Genomic DNA, 18,672 nt, shown 5'->3' with positions numbered 1-18,672 from the left:
AATGCGAAATGTAGTAATTTCTATACTTTTAATTTGTGTATTCCTTAAAGGTAATGCGCAAAATACATCTTTAGGAAATGTTACAATTGCGCAATTAGAAGAAAAAAAACATCCCAAAGATTCGGCTGCGGTTGCAGCCATTCTGTATAGCAATATTGCTATAGATCTTAATAGGAATGGAAACTCTCAAAAGACGACCACAAAGAAAGTTAAGATTTATAAAAGTGAAGCCTATAATTTGTCCAATATCCTGATTTATTTTGCAGCAGGAAAAACAAATTACGTCAATATCGTTAGCGCTTATACATACAATTTGGTTGACGGAAAAATTGTAAAGACAAAATTGAAACCTGAAAACGAGTTTGTGGAAAAAACAAATACGAGCTATTGGATCAAAAAAATAGCTTTTCCAGATGTAAAGGAAGGTTCTATTATTGAATATCAATTTACAGAAGAAGGAGGATTTGGAAGTTTATATCATTTTAATGCTCAGGAAAATTTCCCTGTTAATTATTCAGAACTTAAAACAACTTTTCCAGATGCTTTTGAGTTTAAAAAAAATCTGAAAGGTTTTTTTCCTCCGAAAATAACTTCAAAAATAGCTAATACGTACAATTATATTGCTACAGAAACCACATATGTTTTTCAGAATCTTCCAGCAATGCGCGAAGAAGCTTTTGTAAATAATATTGATAACTACAGAACAGGAATTTCTTTAGAGTTAGAAAGAATTGCCGTTCCTGGTCAGTTTTACAAAACATTGTCATCAGATTGGACCAGTGTTGCCAAAACAATCTATGAGTATGATTCTTTCGGATCGGAAGTAAACAAATCTGGATATTTTGAAGATGATTTAAAAGTTGTACTAGAAGGGAAAGTAAAGCCCGATGCAAAAATTACAGCGATTTTAGAATATGTGAAATCAACTGTAAAATGGAATCAGCATTATGGATATTCTTGCGAAAAAGGAGTCCGTAAAGCGTACAAAGAAAAAAGCGGAAATAGTGCCGACATTAATTTAATGCTCACCGCAATGCTTCGAACTGCTGGGCTTGCAGCAAATCCTGTTTTAATTAGTACCCGTTCTAATGGAATTGCGTATTTCCCGAATTTAAATGCCTTCAATTATGTAATTGCTGCAGTAGAAACAGGTGATGAAATGATATTGTTGGATGCAACAGATCCGTTTTCAACTCCAAACGTACTTCCTCTAAGAGATTTAAATTGGATTGGAAGACTAATTCGCAAAAATGGAACTTCAGAAAGTATTGACTTGGCGCCTAAAAAATTTGCAGCAGATAATATTGCTATTGATTATACCATTGAAGCTGGGGGCAAAATAAACGGAAAAGTGAGACGCCAGTACACAGAACACAAAGCAATGGACTGTCGAAATAGTTTTGAAGACATAAAAGAGGATGCCTATCTTGATGATCTTGAAAATAAATATGGCAAAATCGAAATAAGCGATTATAGCCGTTCGAACGAAAAAGATGTATTGCTTCCAGCGATTGAAAATTTCTCATTTTCAAGTGACAATTGGAGTGAAGTTATTGGTGACAGAATATATATTAAACCAATGCTTTTCTTTGCGAACTCAAAAAATCCTTTTAAACAAGAAACACGAGAGTATCCTGTAGATTTTGGATTTCCTTTTGTAGAAAAATACAATATTAGTATCCATATTCCTGATGGATTTACTCTAGAAACCGTTCCTCTTGCAGGAGTTTTGGTGATGGAGGAAGGACTTGGAGTTTTTAGATATAATATTGCGGTTAATGATAATATGTTGCAGCTGTTGGTGTCGCATCAAATTAATTCGCCAATCGTGCCTCGTGAGCAATATGGTATTTTAAAAGATTACTATAAGGAAATGATTACGAAACAAAGCGAAAAAATAATTTTAAAACGCATTTAATTATGTTGAGAATTCTCCTCATTTGTATTCCTTTTTTGTGGAGTACAATGACAACTCAAGCTCAAAATTATGAATTGGGTAAAGTGACCATTGCAGAATTAAAAGAGAAAGTTCATCCTAAAGATAGCACCGCGCCAGCGGCAATTTTGTTTAAGAAAGGAAGAACTTATTTTGGTTATAATAAAGATGTTGGGTTTTATGCCAACCATGTTTGCGAAGTAAAAATCAAAATTTATAAAAAAGAAGGTTTAAGCTGGGCCGATCAAAAAGTGCGTTTTTATATCGGATATGAAAAGTTAAATGAAGACCGTTTAGAATTTTCGGAAGCGGTTACCTATAATTTGGAAAATGGTAACATTGTAAAAACGAAACTAGATAATCAAGGCGCTTTTAAAAACAAAATCAATCAATATTGGAAAGAAAAAACTATTACGTTGCCAAATGTGAAAGTGGGTTCTGTAATTGAATATAAATATGTTCTTCGATCTGAGAATCTAGGAAAGTTTCCAGATTTTGATATTCAGTTTAATATCCCAGTGGACTACTTTTATTACAAGACACAGATTCCTGAGTTTTATATTTATAAACCAATTTTAATTGGAGGAATTCCCCTCGAAACAGAATCCAAATTTACAGCAGCTAGTCAAAGTTTTGATAATGCATATAGTCAGACAAGTTCATTTAATTATAGACAAATTGAAACTTTTTATAAAGGAAAAGAGGTTCCCGCATTAAAAGACGAACCATACATCAATAATCTCGAAAATTATCGCGGAAGCATTCAGCAAGAATTAGAAAGAGTTCGTCTTCCAGATCAGCCCGTAAAAGATTACAGTTTAACTTGGGAAGGTGTTGCCAAAACGATTTTTAAAGATGATAGTTTTGGTAAACAGCTTAATCATAGTGCATTATTTACAGACGACTTGAATAAATTATTAGTTAATGTAGAAGATAAAAACGAAAAGCTGAATCTGATTTTTACCTATGTAAAAAATCGAATGAATTGGAATGATATTAATAGCTGTTACACAGAAAAAGGAGTTGAGAAGGCTTATAAAGACCAAACGGGAAATGTCGCAGAAATCAATTTTATTTTGATAAATATGCTTCGCTCAGCTGGTTTAGAAGCAAATCCTGTTTTGGTGAGCACAATTCAAAATGGACTTCCTGTTTATCCCACAAGAGCTGGATTCAATTATGTTATTGCGGCAGCCGAAATTGATGGTAAAAAAATCCTTTTGGATGCAACGCATAAATTTACAACGCCTAACATTTTGCCTTTAAATGTTTTAAATTGGAAAGGAAGATTGATAAAAAAAGACGGTGCTTCAGAAGAAATCGAATTAGATTCTGCATTACAGTCCAAAGAAATCTACACGATGATAGTCAAAATAAAACCCGATGGAAAAATGGATGGTCAAGGAAGAGTGCAGCGAACAGATTATGATGCATACACTTTTAGAGTCGAAAATAATTCGAAAACAGAAGATGTTTATCTTGAAAAATTTGAAAACAGATTGGGCGGTGTGGAGATTTCAAATTATAAAATAGAAAATCAGAAATCAAATTTAGACCAGTCGGTGATAGAGACTTTTTCATTTGCGTCAAGCAATCGTTCAGATATTATTGATGGGAAAATTTTTGTAAGTCCGTTACTGTTTTTTGGCCAAAGCAAAAATCCATTCAATCAGGAAAAAAGACAAATGCCAGTTTATTTTGGCTATAAAAACTTAGAGAAATTTAATTTTAATATTGAAATTCCGCAGGGTTATGCTGTAGAATCAATTCCAAAACCAGTCCGAATAGCATCAGAGGACAAGAGAATGTCCTTTTTATTAAATTTTTCGGTTACAGAAAACAAAATTCAAATTGTGAGTCAAAAAGAAATCAACAGTAGTATTTTTGCAGCTGAAGATTACGAAATGATAAAAGAGTTTTTTCAGAAGATAATCGTAAGCCAAAATGAAAAGATAATTCTTAAAAAGATATAAAAGATGGATTTGAAAAATGCACAATTAGATGTTGATACCTGGATAAAAGAACACGGCGTTCGCTACTTTAACGAATTGACCAATATGGCGCAATTGACAGAAGAAGTAGGCGAAGTAGCCCGAATTATTGCACGTCGTTACGGAGAGCAATCGGAAAAGGAAAGCGATAAAAACAAAGACTTGGGTGAAGAACTAGCCGATGTTGTTTTTGTAGTTTTATGTTTGGCAAATCAAACTGGAATCGATTTACAAGCTGCTTTTGATAAAAAAATGGATTTAAAATCGGTTAGAGATAAAGATCGTCACAAAAACAATGATAAATTGAAATAATTGTGAAATATCACTCATAAGTTTTGAATTATGAGTTTTGAATTTTGAATTATGAATGGGGAGTGGTAAATTGCGGGGCTGAATTATGTTTCTAAGTTATTCATAATTTAATTCACAACTTACAATTAAAAAAATGAATTTAAAATTAAGCACGAATTCACCATTCACCATTGATGATTCGCAACTAAATATTACGGGTTCCAAAAGTGAAACGAACCGTTTATTATTACTAAAAGCATTATTTCCAAATATTACTTTAGCCAATACTTCAAACTCAGATGATAGCGAAGTAATGCAAAAAGCGCTTGCTGGAAACGATGAAATTGTAGACATTCACCACGCCGGAACTGCAATGCGTTTTTTAACGGCCTATTTTGCGGTGAACGAAGGCAGAGAAGTGGTGATGACGGGATCAAGCAGAATGCAAGAACGTCCAATTAAAATTTTAGTAGATACTTTAAGACAATTGGGAGTTGAAATCTCTTATGAAAAAGAAGAAGGATATCCTCCAATCCGAATTAAAGGAAAAAAAGTTACCGCTTCAAAAGTAACTTTGGCTGCAAATGTAAGCAGCCAATATATTTCGGCACTATTATTAGTCGCTTCAAAATTGGATAACGGTTTAGAACTGACTTTGGAAGGCGAAATTACTTCTATTCCTTACATCAAAATGACTTTAGCTTTACTGGCTGATTTAGATATTAAAACCAGTTTTGAAGGAAACGTAATAAAAGTATTCCCTAAAGAAGCAGTTGAATCTAAAGAAATGGTGGTGGAATCTGACTGGAGTTCGGCTTCTTATTTCTTCAGTCTTGTGGCATTATCTGATACTGCAAAAATCACTTTAAGCAGTTATAAAGAAAACAGCCTTCAAGGGGATTCTGAATTAGTTTCTATTTATGAGAAAATGGGAGTGAAAACAACTTTCCAAAACAATAAAATGACTTTGGAAAAAGTGGCTGGATTCAATTATGAAGATGTAAATTTTGAATTGAACAACACGCCAGATATTGCTCAAACAATTGTTGTTACCTGTTTAGGTTTAGGAATTGGATGCCATTTAACAGGTCTTCATACTTTAAAAATTAAAGAAACGGATAGACTTGAAGCTTTAAGAATCGAGTTGACAAAATTAGGTGCAAATATTTCGGTTACAAACGATAGTTTGACTTTAGTGAAATCAGAAAATATAAACCACGATGTGAAAATAGGAACATATAACGATCACCGTATGGCGATGGCTTTTGCGCCTTTAACGATTAAAGTTCCAATTATCATCGAAGATGCAGGAGTAGTTTCAAAATCATATCCAGATTTCTGGAACGATTTAAAAGCACTAAATTTCCAAATCTCAGAATTGTAAAATTTGAACCATATAAGGGATATAAGTTCATTTAAATAAAAGTTCGATGCAAAGCACATAAATATAGCCTCTGGTTTCAACCAGAGGTTTTTTTATGGTAGTTTTTTTCAGTCTCAGCTACATTTTTGATTCAATTAAATGAACTTATATCACTTATATGGTTAAAAAATACAATTTTAATGGTCTTGCAAACCGCACTAAATCAAGGACTTTTGAAAATAAAAGCCAAAACACTTGACAACGCCTATCTCACAATCGTATATTTGCATCCGATTTAAATTTTTAGATACGTAAATCTAAAATCTAGACGCTAAAATCAATAATTCAAATATGAAATTATCACACTTCAATTTCAATTTACCGAAAGAACTTTTGGCTGAATTTCCAGCAGAAAACAGAGATGAATCTCGTTTAATGGTAATTGACCGTAAAAAAAATACTATCGAACATAAAATGTTTAAAGACGTAATCAACTATTTTGATGACGGAGACGTTTTAATTCTAAATAATACAAAAGTTTTTCCTGCTCGTTTGTACGGAAACAAAGAAAAAACGGGAGCTAGAATTGAGGTTTTCTTATTAAGAGAATTAAATTCTGAGCAACGTTTATGGGACGTTTTAGTTGATCCAGCTAGAAAAATCCGTATTGGTAACAAACTTTATTTTGGTGATGACGATTCGTTAGTTGCTGAGGTAATTGACAATACAACTTCTCGTGGTAGAACTTTACGTTTCTTATATGATGGTTCTTACGAAGAATTCAGAAACAAATTGACAGAACTTGGAGAAACTCCAATTCCTAAATATATCAACAGAGAAGTTACAGCTGAAGATGCTGAAAGATACCAAACCATCTATGCAAAAGAAGAAGGTGCTGTGGCAGCACCAACTGCTGGTTTACACTTCTCAAAACACCTTTTGAAAAAATTAGAAATCAAAGGAGTGAACTTTGCTGAGGTAACTTTACACGTTGGTTTAGGAACTTTTAACCCAGTTGAGGTAGAAGATTTGTCTAAACACAAAATGGATTCTGAGGAATTGATCATTACTCAAAAAGCTTGTGATATCGTAAATGAAGGAAAAGCAAAGAAAAAACGTATTTGTGCTGTAGGAACAACTTCTATGCGTGCAATTGAAAGTTCTGTTTCTTCTGCTAATACTTTAAATCCTTACGAAGGATGGACAAATAAATTTATTTTTCCTCCTCACGATTTCAGTATTGCAAACTGTATGATTACCAATTTCCACACTCCAAAATCAACATTATTAATGATGATTTCTGCTTTCTGTGGGCATGATTTAATGAAAAAAGCATACGAAGAAGCAATCAAAGAAGGATACAAATTCTATTCTTACGGAGACGCAATGTTAATTCTATAATTAGAGTTTATCATATAAAGAGACCCGACAGTTTTTTAAGAACTGTCGGGTTTTCTGTTTTTATATGGTTTCAAGTTTCAGGTTTCAAGTTTCACAATCGTTGTGAAATTTACCGCAAAGTTCGCAAAGATTTTATTTAGCCACAGATTATAAGGATTAAGAGGATTTTAAAAATCTGCGATAATCATTTAATCTGTGGCTAATTTTTAAATAACATTTCGCAATTATTCAGAACATAGCCCAAGGTTTCAACCTTGGGTACACAAAGATTGGAACACGATACGTACCCAACGTTGAAACCTTGGACTATGTTTTATTTAGAGCTAGCAAAAATGTTTTTAAGACAAAGCTTTGCGAACTTTGCGTTTATGAGCGTTATTCTTGATAAAAATTCCTTGCGAACTTTGCGGTTAAACCACACAATACATATCAACCTGAAACAAAACAAACAAAATTTGTTATTTTAGCAAGCAAAACAAAAAACAATGACTTTTCAAAATACACGCGAATTTGCACGAGAGCTAGATTCGAAAGACACATTAAATCATTATCAGGAACAATTTATTTTCCCTAAGGTGAACGATAAAAGAGTTATCTATTTTACAGGAAACTCACTAGGATTGCAACCAAAACGTACCAAAGCTTATATTGATGAAGTAATGAACGATTGGGCAGAACTGGCAGTTGAAGGTCATTTTTATGCTGAAAAACCTTGGTGGGATTACCAAGAAAGATTTGCAGAACCATTGAGTAAAATTGTTGGTGCGCTTCCGTCAGAAGTTACGGTGATGAATACTTTGACAGTAAATCTTCATTTGTTGATGGTTTCGTTTTATCAGCCAACAAAAACTAGATATAAAATTATCTGCGAAGAAAAGGCTTTTCCGTCAGATCAATATATGTTTCAGAGTCAAGTAAATTTCCATGGTTATAAACCAGAAGATGCCATTGTAGAAATCAAACGCAGAGAAGGAGAACACAACATTCGCCTAGAAGATATTTTGGCTAAAATTGAAGAAGTTGGCGATGAACTGGCTTTGGTTTTAATTGGCGGTGTAAACTATTATACGGGACAAGTTTTTGATATTAAAACCATAACCGCAGCTGGACAAAAAGTAGGTGCAAAAGTAGGTTGGGATTTAGCGCACGCTGCAGGAAATATAAAATTAGAACTTCACGATTGGAATGTAGATTTTGCAGCTTGGTGCAGTTATAAATATATGAACTCAGGACCTGGAAATGCTTCAGGTTGTTTTGTTCATGAAAGACATCATAATTCAGATTTACCAAGATTTGCTGGATGGTGGGGACACAACAAAGAACGCCGTTTTAAAATGGAACCCAACTTTGATCCTGTTCACGGAGCAGACGGTTGGCAGATTAGTAATTTACCAGTTTTATCTTTAGCGCCTTATTTAGCTTCTGTAGAAATGTTTGCTGAGGTTGGAATGGATGCTTTAATCGCAAAACGTGATCATATTACTTCTTATCTAGAATTTATTCTTCACGAAATTGATAAGGAAGTAGAAAGCACTTTTGAAATTATCACTCCTTCAAATCCAGAAGAAAGAGCTTCGCAGTTATCTGTATTTTTGCACGGAGAAGGAAGAGCTTTATTTGATTATTTAATGAAAAACGGAGTGATTACAGATTGGCGTGAACCAAATGTAATTCGTCTGGCACCAGTTCCTTTGTATTGCTCTTATGAGGATATGTATGACTTCGGACAAATCCTGAAAAAAGGAATTTTAGGGAAGTAAAATTATTGCTCGCAAAGTCGCTAAGACGCGAAGTTTTTTAAATTTATTTATGAATTGCCTCCAGCTTTAGCTGGAGGTTATTTGAAATGTAATAGAAAGGCTTTAGCCCAAATAATCAGTGTGGCTAAAGCCTTTTTTGCTTAATTTCTTAAAAAAGAAAACTTTGCGTCTTAGCGACTTTGCGAGATTTTTATAAATCTTCATGAAAGAATATTCTGCAACGTAATTTTATAACCTTTCAAAAAAATTCTGTAATAACTGTTATAACAGATATTGCTTATTTTGTAATGTATAATTTTAAAATTACAAGATCATGAAAGGCTTATATATTTTATTGACCGTGATATTTTTAACTTCTTGCCAACAACAAAGTAAAGGAGATATAAATAAAGCCAAACAAGCCAGCATTGATTCAATGAAAGTTGAGATTAACAAACAGCGAGTTATCGATTCAATGAAGACTGAAATGGCAAAATTAAATGAAGAAAAAATCGAAGCTCAAAAAGAGAAAGTTGTTGTCGTACATCAGCAAGACGGAACAGCTGCGACAACTACAACTACAACTACTAAAAAGAAAGGTTGGAGTGCAACTGCTAAAGGCGCTGTAATTGGTGCTGGAGTCGGTGCTGCAACTGGTGCAATTGTCAGTAAGAAAAAAGGAGAAGGTGCCATTATTGGTGGTCTTGCCGGAGCTGCAGTCGGAACGGGTACTGGAGCTGTTATTGATAGCAAAAACAAGCAGAAAGAATAGTTTAAATTCTACAGATAAAAATAAACCCCAAATTAGTGATAATTTGGGGTTTTCAATTTTAAACCAACTCTGAAACGGGAATTTTAATACCAACTAATTCTGATTTACAAGAATCGAGTTGGTCAAGATGACCCTTAAAGACTGTCGTCGATTCAAATAAATTTTTATAATACTCAATTCCATCTAAGAGGTTAGATTTAAAAGAATTCCATTTTTTAAGCTGCGCAGCTGTAAGTTCGCCAGAAACAGATTGAATTTCGTTTCTAAAATAATCAACATACATTTTAAGCTCTTTTATAAATAAGTTCGGGCGTTCGGTTCTAATAATCGATTTTCCTTGATAAATATGCTGAATCATATCTTTCAGAGAAACTTCCTGATCAAAATAAGCCAAATTTGGTCCAGGGCAAATTACAACACCTTGCGCTTGACCTTTTATTTTAATGTCATTTTCCAAATAAGAAGCATTGGCCAAACCCACACACAAGCATGATTTTTCGGTAATCTTGATTTTGCTTTTTTCAAATTCTTCAGCAGATAAAGAATCTTTTTTGGCTTCTAATTCTTCCAGCTTTATATCCTGATATTTTTTGGAAGCCGTACAAATTCCATGCGGATCATATTCTTTGCTTAATGCTAAAAATTTCTTTGGACAAGAACTTCCTGCTTTGTTTTCATGAATTCGCTTTTGTTTTAAAAATTCATTTGTCGTTCCTTTCAAAGTGTTGAATGGAACTCCTAAAGGCGAAATATTACTCAAGTAAAAATCATCTTCTTTAGCTTTCATCAATAAATTTCGAGTTTCTTGATCTACAGAAGTAGCTTCAGGAACCAATAAAAATGGAGAGCCCCAGCCAACAGAATCAACGTCGTATTTGTCTAGTAAAAATTCATGTTCTGCCGCTGTTCCAACGCCACCTTGAACGGTAATTTTTAATTCTAAGGGATTTTCAGGAAAATGCTGATTTTTGGCCTGTAAAGCTTTAATCATTAATTCGTGGGCCGATTGTATCAATTGTTCTTTTTTTGCCTTGAATTCTTCTAAAATAGTGCCTAAAAGCAATCCATCAGTTGCAAAGGCATGTCCGCCGCAGTTTAATCCCGATTCAATTCGATATTCAGAAACCCAAAGTCCTTTTTTAGCCAAGAAATTTCCTTGAATCATAGCCGATCTAAAATCGCTCACTTTTAAGATAATTTTCTTCTTCAGCTCATTATTTTCATTCGGAAAAAAATCTGGGAAGTTTTCGAAGTAACCAAACAATCTCGGATTCATTCCCGCAGAAAGTACAACAGAAGATTCCAAATTACTTTTTGCAAAACCTCTTAAAGCGGAATGAGCATCGTTAAATTCAATTGGAAGCTGTTCGTTTTTAACGAAATTATCCTTGTCTAATTTCGTCATAATATTCACGTCAATTTCTCCAGGAAAAAGATGCGATTCGATATAATGCTGAATATTTTCTTTAAAAGTGATTCCGTCATCTAATAAATTCTGAAATCCTTTTTTTATATCAGAAGTATTGGGCAGCATTGATATGAAATTTTCTAAAGCGGTTTTGCTTTCTGCCAATTCTGTTTTGAAGTTTTCAAATTTCTCTTTTACAATTTTATCGACTAAATTTAAATAAGAGGTAATTCTTTCAGCACGGTAATCATGAAATTTTTGAGTGATTTCTTCGTAAGGAATGTTGAATTTTGTGCTGTAAAAATTACGCATCTTTTCAATTAAATCATCGTCTGCGAGCGCCACAACCGATGAAATTCCATACTGCGCGACTCTAATCGGACTGTCTATGGTATAAGCCAATCCCATTACCGGAATATGAAAAGTATGCAGATTTTTTTTTGTCATTTGTATTCGGATTAAAATAGAAGCAAATGAAAAAAAATATTTTCTGCTAAAACCTGATAAATGTCAGGTTCACAGATTGGCGACTTCATTTAACCTCATTTTTGTCATTCTGAGGAACGAAGAATCTTCGTAAGTAACTCTACAAAGTATTTTGCCAATCTTAAGAAAATAAATAATTTAAAAAATCTAAATCAGGATTAATAGTTTTTATTAATTCTAATTTTTTTATCTCTAGTCCAACCCTTTATTTCCTTGAATCCAAGTAAATTTTTCATAGTATAAAAGAAATCTGTTTTATATTTTGAAGCAAACGTTTTATTGCTAGTTGTTATGTTTTCAGCATGTTGGCTTAAACGAATTCTTAAGTTATTTGTAACTCCTGTATAAAATACAGTGTTGAATTTGTTTGTAATGATGTAGATATAATATGTATGAAAACCTTCTGATATGTGCATTTGGTTAAAGTACATATTTTTCAATAAAGAAAGATTTTACCCGCAATAATTATACTGAATGTGTTTTGCTTTGCGGAGCTAGTTGCGAAGATTCCTCGTTCCTCGGAATGACAAGATTAAGGGGAATCTTTATCTTTTTTATATCAAAATCTTCTTCAAAGACTCTGCAATACTTCTCCATAAAAGGTTGTAGAACGATCGATCTTGAAGTCGTTCTACTTCAATTTCTGCAGATTTAGCTCCGTCTTTCGAATCATTTTTGACTAATAAATTGGCAACAGCGGTTTTCAGTTTGGCCTCTTTTTCTGGTTTTTTCTTTTTGTATAATTTCACTTTGAGATCATCATAATCTAAAGAAGCGTTTCCTTTTGAGCCATTATCATTTCCGTAAAAATTAAAGCGGTATTTGTTGAAAGTTCCTGTAAAAGTGGTGTTGATATAGGGCTTTGTGAATCTTGTCATTCCTTGAACATTAAAATTCGAAATCACACCTGCAATGTGAAATCCGTCACTTTTGTCCAAAACATTAAAACTCCAATCGACATTAAGCGGCGAGCTTTTCATGAAAATGCATTTAACTTTGATTTTAACATCATCTGTTTTTTTCAAACCAAAGCCACTTTGTAAATTGGTTGCTTGCAAATTGAATTTGTCGAAAGTTAAAACGCCTGGACCCTTAGAAAAATCAAGTTCTTCCTCATAAACCAATTTCGATTTCAAAACTTGAAGCGTGTCAATTTGAAGCGGGAATTTCAGATTTCGCAATAAATGATTGTAAAGATATTTTTTGCTCGGATCGTCTTTTAGCATTTTTCCACGGTAAATATTGGCGTCAAAATGATTAATGACCAAAGAATTCGCCTTGAAATAGAACTGATTGTTTTTAAAACCCCAGTCCATTTTTGCGACTTGAGCCGAATCGAATTTTAAATTGTAAATGTCTTTTTCTTTGTCCAAACGTTTTACAAAATCATATCGTTCAAATTGAGGAAGATTAGAGAAATTATTAATTTTTAAAAAGTTCTTTTCGGTGCTTATTTTTCCAATATTGATGTAGTAAAAACCGTTTGGTCTATAAAACAAACTGTCACAAACTAAAGCATATTTCTCATATCGAATTGGAATTTTTTCTTTCAAAGTAGCATCGGTAATTAAAATACCTTCAAGTTTTAGAAGGATTTTTTTTACACTTAAAATAGGTTTTTCCGTATCTAAAGAAACAACATCAACCGATCCTTCGTTGAGGTAAATATTAGAAACTGCGATAATTTTTCGGAAAGGATCAACAATTTCTTTTTCAATGCTTTTGCTATTATTGATTAATTTTTCGCCTTTTTTATATAGAATAATTCGCGGTTTGTTAATGATAATACTTTCTGCCTGAATGATATCGCGAAAAGCCAAATCCCAAATATTGAAGTGTCTGATAGTAATTGATTCGATTTTCGAAAAAAGTCCGTTTTTGCTGTCTTTAGGTTCGTTTTTAGGACGCACTAATAAGGTCTGTGCATTGATGTTTCTAGAAAAAAGAGAAACTTCAATTTTTTCGTAGTTGATATTATAAGCGGTTTTGTTTTTTTCGTGAATAATAATCGGAAGCTGTTTTTTAATCCAGTAATTCAAGCCAACATTGGCGAGAATTACGATTGCAAGCAGAGAAATTACTACAATAGCTATTTTTTTATAGATTGACATTTATAGTATTAATTTTAAATACATAAATTTAGACTTTTAAAGAGTATTTTCTTTTATAAGATTTTAGCGAAAAGTTATATCATTTTGAATTTTATCCTTTTTTAGAATATGAGAATAATTAAAAAAATCCTGCTGGTTTTAGTGGTTGTAATTGTAGTGCTTGCCATTGGTTTGTGTGCTTATATTTTTCATTTGAAACCGAAATACGAAGGCTCAGTAGAATTAAAAAATCTTGAAAAGGAAACTACTGTCTATTTCGATGATTTTGGAGTTCCCCATATTTATGCCGATTCTGAAAAAGATGCCATGACGGCGCTTGGTTATGTGCATGCGCAAGAAAGATTATGGCAAATGGAATTGTTGCGCCGAATTGCCCCTGGACGCTTGTCTGAAATCTTCGGAGGTGTAGCACTTAAAAATGATAAATTTTTCTCAGGAATCGGAATCGAAGAAGCTTCGGCGAAAGCCATTGCAAAATTGGATAAAAACAGCGAAAGTTATAAACTGACTCAAGCTTATTTGGACGGAATTAATCAATATTTGGAAGAGGGAGTAACGCCAATAGAATTTACTTTGGTTGGTGTGAAAAAACAAAAGTTTACGATAAATGACGTTTATAATATTTTTGGCTATATGTCTTTTAGTTTTGCGATGGCGCAGAAAACAGATCCGTTGTTGACGGATATTAAAAATAAATATGGCGCTGCGTATTTGAAAGATTTGGGTATTGAAGGTGAATTTAATACTACGAGAATTAAAATTTCAAAAGAGAAAACCGAAGAATACACAGAGATTTCAAAATCGATAACAGCAATGTTGGATCAATCTCCGATTCCGCCGTTTGTTGGAAGTAACAGTTGGGTTGTTGGGCCTCATAAATCGAAAACGGGAAAGGTCATTTTTGCGAATGATCCGCATATTGGATTTTCTCAGCCAGCAACTTGGTACGAAGCGCATGTAGTAACGCCACAGCATGAATTGTATGGTTGTTACTTGGCAGGAACTCCATTTCCGCTTTTGGCACATAATAGAGATTATGCTTATGGTTTGACGATGTTTGAAAATGATGACATTGATTTTTACCAAGAAAAAAATAAAGCAGACGACGCTTCTCAATATCAAACACCAACAGGTTTCAGCAAATATGAAACTAGAAAGAAAACAATAAAAGTGAAAGATTCTTCAGATGTTGTTTTGACGGTTAAAATTACACGTCATGGACCAATTATGAATGATTTTATAGATCGTCTGGATAAGAAAACGCCAATTGCAATGTCTTGGACATACACCAGAGAACCGATTTTGATTCTAGATGCGGCTTATGGACTTTCTCATGCTAAAAATATTACTGACTTTAAAAAATCGGTAAGCTTAATTGCTGCGCCTGGATTGAACGTTATGTATGGAGATGCCAAAGGGAATGTTGGATGGTGGGCAAGTGGAAAATTGTACCGACACCATGAGGGCGTGAATACGCATTTGATTTTGGATGGCGTAAGCGGAAAAGATGATATTACAAAATTTTTAGATTTCGAGCAGAATCCATCAGCTGAAAATCCAGCTTGGGGATATGTTTATTCTGCCAATAATCAGCCAGAAGCTATTGATAATGGCTATTTGTACCCAGGATACTATTTGCCAGAAGATCGTGCGAAAAGAATTTCGGGAATTTTAGACGCAAAATCAGATTGGGATAAGCAAACTATCAGCAAAATGATTTATGATAATACCTCTGATGTTGCTGTTGAAACGACTAAAAACTTAATGGCAAGTTTAGACAATAAACCGCTTTCTGCTAACGAGAAAGAAGTTTTAAAAGTTTTAAAATCGTGGAAAGGAACAACCAATTTAGAAGATGTCGCGCCAACAATTTACAACAAATGGATTTATTTGTATCTGAAAAACACATTTGAAGATGAAATGGGCAAGGATAATTTTAATTTATTCTTGGGAATTTCTCTTGGAAAACAAGTAATCGCCAATCAGATAAAAAATGATAATTCGGTTTGGTGGGATAATATTAAAACAAAAAACATAAAAGAAACTAGAACAGAAATTATTTCAAAATCATTTCACGATGCGGTTATCGCTTTGCAAAATCAGTTAGGTGAAAATATTTCAGAATGGAATTGGGGAAAAGTGCATACGGTAGAACACGAACATCCATTAGGAAAAGTCGCAGCGCTTCGTGGATTATTTAATGTTGGTCCTTTCAAATCTCCAGGTTCAAATGAAGTAATCAATAATTTATTCTTCGGATTTAATGACGAAGGAAAATACTATGTAAAAGGCGGACCTTCAACAAGAAGAATTGTAGATTTTGCCGATGTGGAAAACAGTTGGAGCATTCTGCCAACAGGACAATCTGGAAATCCTTTCAGTAAACATTACAGCGATCAAGCCGAAATGTATAACGCAGGAAAGTTCAGAAAAATGAAATTAAACAAAGACGAAATCATAAAGACGTCGACAAAGCTAGTTTTGAAACCTAAGAGTTAAAATTTGTTTGCTTCGCCTGTTCGAGCATAGCTCTCGAGTCACGTTTAAAGTTTCATGTTTCAAGTTATTGCTGTCAGTATAATCTGTGTCAAAGTTTGAAACTTTGACACAGATATGTGCAAAGAGAAAGCTTAGAGCCTTAGTTTCTTAGCAACTCAGAATCTTTTCTTCAAACTTTGACAAAGATTTGTGCCCAAAGAAAAAAACTTAGAATTTTAGCGTCTTAGTTCCTCAGAATCTTTATTTCAAACTTTGACAAAAATATATGCGCAAACAAAAAACGCTGTCCCTTTGTTACTTTGTCCCTTTGAACCTTACCTCAAAAGATATTTCCCAAGCACAATATCATTTGCAAAAATGTTCAAATTATTAGAAAGAACTTTATTTGCTGTCATGAAGTTTTGAGCTTGATAAGCAGTGTCTTTTTCATAAGCCTTTAAGATAGCCTCCAATTCAACCTCATTATGTCTTGCGAAAATATTATAAATCGCGTCTCTGAAATTTTTGTAATTAATGCTCTCCGTAATCTCCATAGCTTTTTGATCATTCCAGCCTTCTTTCGCAGAAGCTTCGTTTATTTTAGCTAAACAAAAATCAATTACATAATTTTTATAATGCGCGGCTTCGACAATTCTATCAATTATGATTTTGTTTTGCTGTGTCGGCATTAGAGGCTGATTGTTTTGCGATATTGATTTAGAAGAAATAAAAAGACATAATAAAACAGTCCATAAACTGTAATTTTTAAAATTTTTCATAGGTTGTTTAATTGTTTTGGGTCGTGCGAAAATAGTATTTTAAAAAATAAATAGTCAATTTTGAATGTCCTAAGTTGTAACAAAAACTCCGATAAAGTAGACTTTGCACCTACTTTATCGGAGTTGTTTTTTTGAAAATTTTATTTAAAAAATATCTCGACTTATTTTTTAGAAAGTTCGTCTAAGACTTTTTTACCGTTTTCGTTTGTTGGATCCAATTCAACAGCTTTTTTATAATTGGCAATTGCTAATTTTTTATCTCCGTCTGCCAAATAAGCTTCGCCTAAACTGTCGTAAACATTTCCGGATTTTGGAAAAGATTCTACATTGATTTTGAAAATTTCAATAGCTTCTTTCTTTTTTCCAGTTTGCAATAATTGATATCCAACTCGATTCATATCACCTTCTTTAATGGCGTAAGTTGGATCATTTTTCAGCTTTTTAAAAGTATCCGTTCCTGCCGCGGCACCTTTTTCGGTGTAAATATCCAATAAATCTAAAGCCAATGATTTTTTTGGCTGATTAAAAGGCTGATTATATAAAATAGCACGAATTGCAGTGTTCATTTCGCCCAGAACAGTTCCGCCAGTATTATTTAGTAAAACCACAAGATTCTTGTTCGCAGGAATGCGAGAAATAATGGTATTAAACCCATTGATACCACCTCCGTGTTCAATAATAGTTAATTTGTCGTTTCCGTTTGGCACTTCATAAGTCGACCACCCGTATCCGTAGAAACCATTCCAAGCTTTGGTGTACGGTTTGTACAACGATTCCATACTTTTTGCAGAAAGTAATTTATTGGTGTAAAGCGCTTGATTCCAGATATACAAATCTTCTACAGTAGAATATAAAGATCCCGCTGCGTACGGAATACTCATATCAATATAAGAGGCATTGACAATTTTTTTTCCTTCTTTTTCATACCCAGCAGCTCTGTTTTTTATAATGAAGTCGCTGTGATCGTAACCAGAATTAGCCATTTTTAGCGGAGTAAAAATAGTTTCCTGTAAATTCTCCTCATACGTTTTGCCTGTAATTTTTTCGATAATATAACCTAACAAGAAATAACCCGAATTGCTATAATTGAACTTTTCGCCAGGAGTAAACTCAAGCGGAAGGCTCCAAAATGTTTTTATAAAAGCCTCTGGGGTATAAGGGTTTTTTGCTTTGTCTCTAAGAAAGTTTGGTGCGCTAGTATAATTTGGAATTCCAGAAGTATGGGTCAATAAATGATGAATCGTAATCTTGCTACCATTTTCTTTTGGATAATCTGTAATATAAGTTGTAATCGGAACATCTAGTTTTATTTTTCCTTCTTCCGCCAATTTCACAATTAATAGAGCAGTGAATTGTTTACTGATAGAACCCAGTCTGAATTTAGTATCGGGTTGATTTGCAATATTCCATTCCATATTAGCAGAACCAAAACCTTTTTTGAAAATTACTTTTCCGTTTTCGGCTACCAAAGCCGAACCATTAAATTGTCCGTACTCGGTATATTTGTTTAAGAGCTGTTCAATTTGCTGTGCTTTGTCTTGAGCAAAAGCGCTAAATGCCGAAAGTTGAAAAGCGACAAAAAGCGCAATTAGTTTGATTGATTTTTTCATAATGGATTGATTATGGTTTAAGATTAATGAAATGATTCGTTTTTTTGATTGATGATTGAAACTTTAGTAACAAAAAGATATTCAGTATTTTAAATCGAAATTACGATATTTTTTTAGTGAAATAAATTGATGCTCTTAAAATCTTAGACGATCGATTTACGATTTGGTTTCAAGACAAAGCAGATTTTTTTAATTTTTTTCTGATAAAAAAAACAGAGCACAGACCAGAAACTTTAAAAGTAGGCCTATGCTCATAACTAACAAATATTTTTAAGTAATGTTAAGCAGTTAAAACTTTACATATATA

At 33.3% G+C, this 18,672-nt stretch carries 13 protein-coding genes; 8 read left to right on the top strand and 5 right to left on the bottom strand.

The features are described from left to right. Position 1: 1 nt before the first annotated feature. The 7 genes from ABTV69_RS02555 (at position 2) to ABTV69_RS02525 (ending at position 9,493) form a co-directional block, all read left to right on the top strand. On the top strand, positions 2 to 1,918 hold the full coding sequence (locus tag ABTV69_RS02555; RefSeq protein WP_433833964.1) for a DUF3857 domain-containing protein: 1,917 nt from the start codon (positions 2 to 4) through the stop codon (positions 1,916 to 1,918). Positions 1,919 to 1,920: 2 nt separating this feature from the next. Then, positions 1,921 to 3,909, top strand: a complete 1,989-nt coding sequence (locus ABTV69_RS02550; RefSeq protein ID WP_433833962.1) for a DUF3857 domain-containing protein — start codon at positions 1,921 to 1,923, stop codon at positions 3,907 to 3,909. A gap of 3 nt (positions 3,910 to 3,912) precedes the next feature. Then, a complete protein-coding gene (locus ABTV69_RS02545; RefSeq protein WP_012022600.1) occupies positions 3,913 to 4,239 on the top strand; it encodes a nucleotide pyrophosphohydrolase in 327 nt (108 codons plus the stop codon). A gap of 133 nt (positions 4,240 to 4,372) precedes the next feature. After that, on the top strand, positions 4,373 to 5,602 hold the full coding sequence (locus tag ABTV69_RS02540; RefSeq protein WP_433833960.1) for a 3-phosphoshikimate 1-carboxyvinyltransferase: 1,230 nt from the start codon (positions 4,373 to 4,375) through the stop codon (positions 5,600 to 5,602). Between the two features lie 330 nt (positions 5,603 to 5,932). Next, positions 5,933 to 6,982 carry a tRNA preQ1(34) S-adenosylmethionine ribosyltransferase-isomerase QueA gene (gene queA, locus ABTV69_RS02535; protein WP_306153164.1) on the top strand — a complete coding sequence of 350 codons (1,050 nt, stop codon included), beginning with the start codon at positions 5,933 to 5,935 and terminating at the stop codon, positions 6,980 to 6,982. Positions 6,983 to 7,467: 485 nt separating this feature from the next. Continuing rightward, a complete protein-coding gene (gene kynU, locus ABTV69_RS02530; RefSeq protein ID WP_433833957.1) occupies positions 7,468 to 8,742 on the top strand; it encodes a kynureninase in 1,275 nt (424 codons plus the stop codon). A 313-nt stretch (positions 8,743 to 9,055) separates the two neighbouring features. Further along, a complete protein-coding gene (locus ABTV69_RS02525) occupies positions 9,056 to 9,493 on the top strand; it encodes a YMGG-like glycine zipper-containing protein (protein WP_433833955.1) in 438 nt (145 codons plus the stop codon). Positions 9,494 to 9,551: 58 nt separating this feature from the next. On the opposite strand, the gene ABTV69_RS02520 is transcribed toward ABTV69_RS02525, so the two are convergent. From ABTV69_RS02520 to ABTV69_RS02510, 3 genes are all read right to left on the bottom strand, one after another. Then, positions 9,552 to 11,348 (bottom strand): hypothetical protein, encoded by a 1,797-nt coding sequence (locus ABTV69_RS02520; protein ID WP_433833953.1) that lies wholly within the window; start codon positions 11,346 to 11,348, stop codon positions 9,552 to 9,554. Between the two features lie 197 nt (positions 11,349 to 11,545). Next, positions 11,546 to 11,803 (bottom strand): GIY-YIG nuclease family protein, encoded by a 258-nt coding sequence (locus tag ABTV69_RS02515; protein WP_433833951.1) that lies wholly within the window; start codon positions 11,801 to 11,803, stop codon positions 11,546 to 11,548. A gap of 138 nt (positions 11,804 to 11,941) precedes the next feature. Next, entirely contained in the window at positions 11,942 to 13,498 is a 1,557-nt protein-coding gene (locus tag ABTV69_RS02510; RefSeq protein ID WP_433833949.1) for a hypothetical protein, read from the bottom strand. Between the two features lie 108 nt (positions 13,499 to 13,606). On the opposite strand from ABTV69_RS02510, the gene ABTV69_RS02505 reads away from it, so the two are divergent. After that, entirely contained in the window at positions 13,607 to 15,997 is a 2,391-nt protein-coding gene (locus ABTV69_RS02505) for a penicillin acylase family protein (protein ID WP_433833947.1), read from the top strand. A 314-nt stretch (positions 15,998 to 16,311) separates the two neighbouring features. Here ABTV69_RS02505 and ABTV69_RS02500 read toward each other — a convergent pair whose 3' ends face one another. Beyond that, positions 16,312 to 16,755 carry a hypothetical protein gene (locus ABTV69_RS02500; protein ID WP_433833945.1) on the bottom strand — a complete coding sequence of 148 codons (444 nt, stop codon included), beginning with the start codon at positions 16,753 to 16,755 and terminating at the stop codon, positions 16,312 to 16,314. A gap of 161 nt (positions 16,756 to 16,916) precedes the next feature. Next, a complete protein-coding gene (locus ABTV69_RS02495) occupies positions 16,917 to 18,365 on the bottom strand; it encodes a serine hydrolase (protein ID WP_433833943.1) in 1,449 nt (482 codons plus the stop codon). Positions 18,366 to 18,672 lie beyond the last annotated feature (307 nt).

The organism is Flavobacterium anhuiense (assembly GCF_050990855.1).
GTDB lineage: Bacteria > Bacteroidota > Bacteroidia > Flavobacteriales > Flavobacteriaceae > Flavobacterium > Flavobacterium anhuiense_C.
Note: the sequence above shows the minus strand (reverse complement) of the source record. Positions and strands in the feature narration are given on the sequence as shown.

Excerpts from the sequence above, each read along its gene's own strand:
- ABTV69_RS02555 (WP_433833964.1), top strand. The coding sequence starts at position 2 with ATGCGAAATGTAGTAATTTCTATACTTTTAATTTGTGTATTCCTTAAA.
- ABTV69_RS02550 (WP_433833962.1), top strand. The coding sequence starts at position 1,921 with ATGTTGAGAATTCTCCTCATTTGTATTCCTTTTTTGTGGAGTACAATG.
- ABTV69_RS02545 (WP_012022600.1), top strand. The coding sequence starts at position 3,913 with ATGGATTTGAAAAATGCACAATTAGATGTTGATACCTGGATAAAAGAA.
- ABTV69_RS02540 (WP_433833960.1), top strand. The coding sequence starts at position 4,373 with ATGAATTTAAAATTAAGCACGAATTCACCATTCACCATTGATGATTCG.
- queA (WP_306153164.1), top strand. The coding sequence starts at position 5,933 with ATGAAATTATCACACTTCAATTTCAATTTACCGAAAGAACTTTTGGCT.
- kynU (WP_433833957.1), top strand. The coding sequence starts at position 7,468 with ATGACTTTTCAAAATACACGCGAATTTGCACGAGAGCTAGATTCGAAA.
- ABTV69_RS02525 (WP_433833955.1), top strand. The coding sequence starts at position 9,056 with ATGAAAGGCTTATATATTTTATTGACCGTGATATTTTTAACTTCTTGC.
- ABTV69_RS02520 (WP_433833953.1), bottom strand. The coding sequence starts at position 11,348 with ATGACAAAAAAAAATCTGCATACTTTTCATATTCCGGTAATGGGATTG.
- ABTV69_RS02515 (WP_433833951.1), bottom strand. The coding sequence starts at position 11,803 with ATGCACATATCAGAAGGTTTTCATACATATTATATCTACATCATTACA.
- ABTV69_RS02510 (WP_433833949.1), bottom strand. The coding sequence starts at position 13,498 with ATGTCAATCTATAAAAAAATAGCTATTGTAGTAATTTCTCTGCTTGCA.
- ABTV69_RS02505 (WP_433833947.1), top strand. The coding sequence starts at position 13,607 with ATGAGAATAATTAAAAAAATCCTGCTGGTTTTAGTGGTTGTAATTGTA.
- ABTV69_RS02500 (WP_433833945.1), bottom strand. The coding sequence starts at position 16,755 with ATGAAAAATTTTAAAAATTACAGTTTATGGACTGTTTTATTATGTCTT.
- ABTV69_RS02495 (WP_433833943.1), bottom strand. The coding sequence starts at position 18,365 with ATGAAAAAATCAATCAAACTAATTGCGCTTTTTGTCGCTTTTCAACTT.